This is a genomic window from Bacillus sp. CCB-MMP212, from assembly GCF_022748145.1.
GTDB classification, from domain to species: domain Bacteria; phylum Bacillota; class Bacilli; order Bacillales; family Bacillaceae_G; genus Bacillus_A; species Bacillus_A cereus.
Window position 1 is genome coordinate 22,659 of the sequence record NZ_JALDQE010000024.1, and the last position, 6,926, is coordinate 29,584.

Sequence of the window (6,926 nt, forward strand, 5' to 3'; positions counted from 1 at the left end):
CATAATTCAATAGAAAAATCTTCTTTTCAAACTGGAAAGGGTATTTGTATAATTTAGACACAAACGAAAAGGAAGGATGATTTATATGGTGACAGAAAAAGAATTAGAATTATTAGCTTGTCTTGAAAAGAGTAGTCGATTATCTGTAGATACATTAGCGAAGCTGTTAAATATAGAGGTAGAAGAAGTAAAGAAGATGGTTGCGAGGTTAGAAAATGAAAAGATTATTGTGGATTATGTAACACATATTGATTGGACGAAGGTGAAAGAACATACAGGTTTAACGGCAATGATCGATGTGAAAGTTACGCCAAAGCATGGCGTTGGGTTTGATGCGGTTGCTGAACAAATTTATCGTTATTCAGAAGTGAAATCCGTTTATTTAATGTCAGGGACATATGATCTTTCTATTACATTAGAAGGGAAAACGATGGGAGAAGTAGCGATGTTTGTTTCTGAGAAATTAGCAACAATTGAATCTGTTGTTTCTACAACTACTCATTTCATTTTGAAGAAGTATAAACATGAGGGCGTTATTTATGAAAAAGACGATGATGATAAGCGAATTGTGGTGACACCATGAAGCAATTTGAACTATCTAGATCAGCAGAATCTTTAAAACCATCTGGTATTCGAAAATTTTTTGATTTAGCAGCAAATATGAAAGGTGTTATTTCCCTCGGGGTAGGAGAGCCGGATTTTGTTACACCTTGGAATGTAAGGCAAGCATGTATTCGTTCTTTGGAACAAGGGTATACGTCATATACAGCAAATGCAGGATTATTGGAGCTCCGTCAAGAAATAGCAAAGTATCTAAAAAAACAATTTGCAGTATCTTATGATCCAAGTGATGAAATCATTGTTACAGTTGGAGCGAGCCAGGCGTTAGATGTAGCGATGCGCGCCATTATAAATCCTGATGATGAAGTGCTCATTATTGAACCGAGCTTCGTTTCTTATGCACCACTTGTGACATTAGCTGGAGGAGTTCCGGTTCCTGTGGCGACTACGTTAGAAAACGAGTTTAAAGTACAACCAGAACAAATTGAAGCAGCTATTACAGCGAAAACAAAGGCAATTTTGCTTTGTTCACCAAATAACCCGACAGGTGCAATGCTAAATAAATCCGAGCTTGATGAAATAGCAGTGATTGTTGAGAAGTACAATTTAATCGTATTATCTGATGAAATTTATGCAGAACTTGTATACGACGAAGTATATACAAGTTTCGCGAGTATTAAAAATATGCGTGAGCATACGATTTTAATTTCAGGATTTTCAAAAGGATTTGCGATGACAGGATGGCGCCTCGGTATGATTGCAGCTCCTGTTCAATTTTCAGAATTAATGCTCAAAATCCATCAGTATTCAATGATGTGTGCACCGACGATGTCTCAGTTTGCAGCACTTGAGGCGTTACGCGCAGGGAACGATGAAGTAATTCGAATGAGAGATAGCTATAAGAAGCGTCGTAACTTCATGACGACATCTTTCAATGAAATGGGCTTAACGTGTCATGTGCCGGGCGGAGCATTTTATGTTTTTCCTTCTATATCTTCAACCGGATTATCTTCAGCAGAATTTGCAGAACAGTTATTGTTGGAAGAAAAAGTGGCCGTTGTCCCTGGTAGCGTATTTGGCGAAAGTGGTGAAGGATTTATTCGTTGTTCATATGCGACGTCGCTTGAACAACTTATGGAAGCGATGAAGAGAATGGAACGATTTGTAGAAAATAAAAAAAGGACAAAACGTAATACGTTTTGTCCATAAAAGGGGGGGAATACTAGAAAGCCATGTGTTAGTAGTCTATCCCAATATTGGAGAATTATACTTCTTTAAGGGAAATTTTTCATGAATTTTGAATGAGTTCTGTCATAGTGGTATAATTTACTAATATAAGGTATACGCATTCTAGATATCATTATCTAGAATGCGTACTAACCAATCGGATATTTAAAATAAATATATCTGCTTTGCTCTCTATAATTGTAGAGAGAATGGTAAACGTATGGGAGTGTTTCATATGTCAGAACAATATACAACAGGAGTGGTTGTAACAGGGAAAGTGACTGGAATTCAAGATTACGGTGCATTTGTAGCGTTAGATGCAGAAACACAAGGACTTGTGCATATATCTGAAATTACAAATGGATATGTAAAGGATATTCATGACTTTTTAAAAGTCGGCGATACAGTAGAAGTAAAGGTACTTTCAATTGATGAAGAGCACAGAAAAATGAGTTTATCGTTAAAAGCGGCGAAAAGAAAACAAGGAAGGATTCTTATACCGAACCCATCTGAAAACGGATTTAATACGCTGCGAGAAAAGTTGGCAGAATGGATTGAAGAGTCCGAGTTAACAAAGTAAAAGAGGAACGCATATGAGCGTTCCTCTTTTACTTTATCTTATGATATATATTTGCAAATATGATTGCATGCAATCATATTCGTATGTCGGAGGTGAAAGGACATACTGATTATCGAATTTCGTTTGTTTCTGGGTGCGTACCAAGATTTTCAGATGGTTTAAACAGTAAACCAAGGTTGATAAGCCCAGATATACCAACGATGCCGTAAATAATACGTGCAAGAGCTGAATTTTGTCCGCCGAAAATGGCTGCTACTAAGTCAAACTGGAAAAATCCGATTAGTCCCCAGTTCACAGCGCCAATTACAGTAAAGACTAATGCGATACGTTGCAAAGTACTCATGAAAAAGCCCCCCTTAATTGTGAAGCATGAGCAAGCGATGAGTTAATTAACTCTTTTATAGAATGGGGTAGTTATGTTGTTTTTATACATAAAAAATGTTCGGAAGATGATGTATATACATCTATACCGAAAAATGCGAATTTTTATGCAAAAAATGAACTTTTTCTAAAAAATATATATTGGTTACGTTTACAATGGTTGAATCGCTTGATTTACAACTTCAGTTTCGCTAAAGTGAATACAGAAATACATATCCATAATTGGAGGGAAAAAGATGAGTACACATGTAACGTTCGACTATTCTAAAGCGTTATCCTTCATCGGTGAACATGAAATCACTTATTTACGTGATGCAGTGAAAGTAACACATCATGCAATCCACGAAAAAACTGGAGCTGGGAACGATTTCCTTGGGTGGGTAGACCTTCCGCTTCAATATGACAAAGAAGAATTCGCTCGCATTCAAAAATGCGCAGAAAAAATTAAAAACGACTCTGACATTTTACTTGTTGTAGGTATTGGTGGTTCTTACCTAGGAGCACGCGCAGCAATCGAAATGTTAAGCCATTCTTTCTACAACACGCTATCTAAAGAACAACGTAAAACTCCACAAGTGCTATTTGTTGGACAAAACATTAGCTCCACTTACATGAAAGATTTAATGGACGTATTAGAAGGTAAAGACTTCTCTATTAACGTTATTTCCAAATCAGGTACAACAACAGAGCCAGCACTAGCATTCCGTATTTTCCGTAAGTTATTAGAAGAGAAGTATGGAAAAGAAGAAGCTCGCAAACGTATTTATGCAACTACAGATAAAGCACGTGGTGCATTAAAAACATTAGCTGATAACGAAGGTTACGAAACATTCGTTATTCCAGATGATGTTGGAGGACGTTTCTCTGTATTAACGCCAGTTGGTTTATTACCAATCGCAGTAAGTGGCTTAAATATTGAAGAGATGATGAAAGGTGCAGCTGCTGGTCATGATGACTTCGGAACATCAGAACTAGAAGAAAACCCAGCTTACCAATACGCAGTAGTTCGTAACGCTTTATACAATAAAGGAAAAACAATTGAAATGCTTGTTAACTATGAGCCAGCACTTCAATACTTCGCTGAGTGGTGGAAACAGTTATTTGGTGAAAGTGAAGGAAAAGATCAAAAAGGTATTTTCCCATCTTCAGCAAACTTCTCAACTGACTTACACTCATTAGGTCAATACGTTCAAGAAGGTCGTCGTGACTTATTTGAAACAGTTCTTAAAGTAGGTAAATCTACACATGAACTAACAATCGAATTAGAAGACAACGATTTAGACGGATTAAACTACCTTGCTGGTGAAACTGTAGACTTCGTAAACACAAAAGCATACGAAGGTACATTACTTGCACATAGCGACGGGGGAGTACCAAATTTAATCGTAAATATTCCTGAATTAAATGAGTACACATTCGGTTACCTTGTATACTTCTTCGAAAAAGCATGTGCGATGAGCGGCTACTTATTAGGCGTAAATCCATTTGACCAACCTGGCGTAGAAGCATACAAGAAAAACATGTTTGCTTTACTTGGTAAACCAGGATTTGAAGAATTAAAAGCAGAATTAGAAGAGCGTTTAAAATAATAAAAAGCGACCGGATTCCGGTCGCTTTTTATTATTTTATCGAAAAGTCCATCAGTATATTCAAACTAGAGTGGGTATGCTAAAGGAAAAGTCTTGGAGGGATGGGCTTGATTCCGATTCAATCAAATTTAGAAGGACGTACATATGCGTTATATAAATTAGAAGAGGTTATGAAACCACTTGGATATAGTATTGGTGGTAATTGGGATTATGATAAAGGATGCTTCGATTACAAAATCGATGAAGAAGATGGGTATCAATTTTTACGAGTGCCGTTTACAGCAGTAGATGGTGAACTAGATGTACCTGGTGTAGTAGTCCGTCTTGAAACGCCGTATATTCTTTCGCACGTATATCAAGACGAACTAGATGATAATGTGAATACTTTAACCGCGGGAACGAGTGGGATGGATCAATTTGCTGAACCGAAAGATCCAGATGCAGAAGTGAAAAGAAAATATATCAATATTGGAAAAGTGCTCATGCGGGAACTAGAAAAACATTTTCTTAATGGTGAATAACAATGAGTACGTCGCTTTCGATAAGAATGAAGGTATGGACTGGGTTAATCATATATTGATCGTCGCGCTTTATACCTAGTAAGAGAATGTTTTGTTTTAAAAGGGTATAGCTACAATTTGCAAAGGTTTGTCCGGTGCAGGACGGAGAAAGCTCCATCAGTTGTAATTTATTATCAGAGATTTCATCGTAAAGTGAGAATAGTACACCTGAAATAGAAGGGAATAAAAGAGAAGCGGTAAATACATAACTCGTTAATTTATTTCCTTCTATAATTTCTGACGCGCCAGCTCTCGTTGCATTTTGAATTTGTTCAGTAGTAAGTAGTTCTGCGATGCAGTGAATGTTTGGATTGAGTCCTTTTGCAGTTAAAATATTTAAAATGGATTGTGTATCTGCTAAGCTTTCGTTCTTTTCTTTATCCGCTGTTATTAATATGGTGTGTGCCGTTTTAATATTAGCTTTTAATAAAGTTTGATCGTGGTGCGGACAACCTTTTATAAATTCTAAATGATGAAATGGTTTTGGGAGTAAAGAAAGTGTTTCATCAATTAAAACGATATCAAGGTTTGGTTGTAATACATGCATTTGCTTTACAACATGTTTTGCACGCTCATTCCAGCCAACGATAATCATATGACCGTTAGAGGTAGCGGCTTCTTCACCTTTAATTTTCATATATTGTTTACTGATCATCTCAGTAGCGAATAGAACCATATAATAAGAACAAAAGCCAGTTCCTAATAAAATAATACTTATACCTATTAGTTTTCCTATCGTTGTATGGGGAGCAAAGTCGCCATATCCAACTGTAAAAATGGTAACGATTGACCACCAAATTCCGTCAAACCATGTAGTGAAATGAGAGGGTTCTAATCTATGTATAAGAAAACCAGAAAAAGCAGTGAATACAATAATAAAACAAATTAAACGAAAAATAATGGAATCACGAAATGTATCTACTAAATTCGGACGGGATTTCAATAGTAAATTCCTCCTTGTTTTGCAGGACTACATTCATTGTTACCATTATAGAAAAAAGAAAAACTCTCTAATTAAAGAGAGTTTGTTTTATGCTACATACTTTCCACTTCAGTTTGTTGGACACTTTCAAGATGTTGAAGAGCATAGTAAACATCAGCAGTAGGTCTTTTTTGATCAATGGACAGTTTAAGATGTAAATAGTGAGAACCGTTTTCTAATGTTTTAAGCTTCATATTCTTAACTTTTATATCCATTTCCTTTATTTCTTCAATTACGATTGGGATATTGTCCATATTTCGTACAACAAGTTTCACAGCGATATCACGTTGACGAAATGACCTAGGGCCTACATATTTCATCGCGAGTGGTATAAGTTCGACACTAATCATAAGGAAACACATTCCGAAAATCGCCTCGATATAGAAACCAGCTCCAACGGCAATACCAATACCAGAAGCACCCCAGATCATAGCGGCGGTCGTGAGCCCTGCAATGCTATCGTTGCCTCTTCTTAAAATTACGCCAGCACCTAAAAAACCAATTCCTGATACAATTTGAGCGGCAAGTCGAAGTGGATCCATATTCATATGATCGGTATGTGGTAAGTTATAAGCTGCTTTAATAGAAACAATCGTTAGGAGGCAACTAATAATAGAAATAACTAAACACGTTTTTAAACCAAGTGGTTTCCGTTTTAATTCGCGTTCTAAACCAATGGCAAACCCTAAAATCGCCGAGAGACCTAGTTTGATTAATAAATCGGTATAGTCCATATATATTCCTCCTTGTATGATATGGTATATGAATAAAACGCTTAGTATAGAAAGAAACGTTTTTTGATAGAGTAACTTTATATAAAATATATGTAGGAATTACTCATACATGAAAGAGATATTTCGTTTAAGTATATGATATTAAAAAAGAAATGTGGGCAGTTTTAAAAAAAGTTTATAAAAGGTGTTGCATTTCATTTTTCACCATGATATATTAATAACCGTCGCTGATGCAGAAACGCAGAAAACGACAAAAAAGAAATTGAAAAACTTAGTTGACATCGAAAAACGAAGATGTTAACATAAGGAAGT

8 protein-coding genes are annotated in these 6,926 nt (G+C 36.1%); 5 read left to right on the plus strand and 3 right to left on the minus strand.

Going from position 1 to position 6,926, the window contains the following annotated elements:
- The first annotated feature begins 85 nt into the window (after positions 1-85).
- From MRP26_RS30260 to yugI, 3 genes are all read left to right on the plus strand, one after another.
- Positions 86-583 (plus strand): Lrp/AsnC family transcriptional regulator, encoded by a 498-nt coding sequence (locus tag MRP26_RS30260; protein ID WP_000255696.1) that lies wholly within the window; start codon positions 86-88, stop codon positions 581-583.
- Positions 580-1,770, plus strand: a complete 1,191-nt coding sequence (locus MRP26_RS30265) for an aminotransferase (protein WP_000808528.1) — start codon at positions 580-582, stop codon at positions 1,768-1,770. Before MRP26_RS30260 ends, MRP26_RS30265 begins: the two co-directional genes overlap by 4 nt.
- 253 nt (positions 1,771-2,023) lie before the next feature.
- On the plus strand, positions 2,024-2,368 hold the full coding sequence (yugI, locus tag MRP26_RS30270) for a S1 domain-containing post-transcriptional regulator GSP13 (protein ID WP_000003764.1): 345 nt from the start codon (positions 2,024-2,026) through the stop codon (positions 2,366-2,368).
- A 109-nt stretch (positions 2,369-2,477) separates the two neighbouring features.
- On the opposite strand, the gene MRP26_RS30275 is transcribed toward yugI, so the two are convergent.
- A complete protein-coding gene (locus MRP26_RS30275; RefSeq protein ID WP_000105788.1) occupies positions 2,478-2,711 on the minus strand; it encodes a DUF378 domain-containing protein in 234 nt (77 codons plus the stop codon).
- Between the two features lie 274 nt (positions 2,712-2,985).
- Here MRP26_RS30275 and MRP26_RS30280 point away from each other — a divergent pair, with 274 nt between their 5' ends.
- Together MRP26_RS30280 and MRP26_RS30285 are read left to right on the plus strand one after the other, a co-directional pair.
- Positions 2,986-4,338 carry a glucose-6-phosphate isomerase gene (locus MRP26_RS30280; protein WP_000103664.1) on the plus strand — a complete coding sequence of 451 codons (1,353 nt, stop codon included), beginning with the start codon at positions 2,986-2,988 and terminating at the stop codon, positions 4,336-4,338.
- Positions 4,339-4,445: 107 nt separating this feature from the next.
- Complete coding sequence (locus MRP26_RS30285) at positions 4,446-4,859, plus strand: YugN-like family protein (RefSeq protein ID WP_000612347.1); 414 nt, start codon at positions 4,446-4,448, stop codon at positions 4,857-4,859.
- Here the strand turns inward: MRP26_RS30285 and MRP26_RS30290 are convergent.
- Together MRP26_RS30290 and MRP26_RS30295 are read right to left on the minus strand one after the other, a co-directional pair.
- Positions 4,846-5,841 (minus strand): potassium channel family protein, encoded by a 996-nt coding sequence (locus MRP26_RS30290; RefSeq protein ID WP_000842316.1) that lies wholly within the window; start codon positions 5,839-5,841, stop codon positions 4,846-4,848. The two genes, MRP26_RS30285 and MRP26_RS30290, sit on opposite strands and share 14 nt — an antisense overlap.
- A gap of 92 nt (positions 5,842-5,933) precedes the next feature.
- Positions 5,934-6,614 carry an MgtC/SapB family protein gene (locus tag MRP26_RS30295; RefSeq protein ID WP_000386677.1) on the minus strand — a complete coding sequence of 227 codons (681 nt, stop codon included), beginning with the start codon at positions 6,612-6,614 and terminating at the stop codon, positions 5,934-5,936.
- Positions 6,615-6,926: the final 312 nt, after the last annotated feature.

What these genes read in the sequence shown, in the direction of transcription:
- MRP26_RS30260 (WP_000255696.1), top strand. Translation starts at nt 86, where the DNA reads ATGGTGACAGAAAAAGAATTAGAATTATTAGCTTGTCTTGAAAAGAGT.
- yugI (WP_000003764.1), top strand. Translation starts at nt 2,024, where the DNA reads ATGTCAGAACAATATACAACAGGAGTGGTTGTAACAGGGAAAGTGACT.
- MRP26_RS30280 (WP_000103664.1), top strand. Translation starts at nt 2,986, where the DNA reads ATGAGTACACATGTAACGTTCGACTATTCTAAAGCGTTATCCTTCATC.
- MRP26_RS30265 (WP_000808528.1), top strand. Translation starts at nt 580, where the DNA reads ATGAAGCAATTTGAACTATCTAGATCAGCAGAATCTTTAAAACCATCT.
- MRP26_RS30295 (WP_000386677.1), bottom strand. Translation starts at nt 6,614, where the DNA reads ATGGACTATACCGATTTATTAATCAAACTAGGTCTCTCGGCGATTTTA.
- MRP26_RS30275 (WP_000105788.1), bottom strand. Translation starts at nt 2,711, where the DNA reads ATGAGTACTTTGCAACGTATCGCATTAGTCTTTACTGTAATTGGCGCT.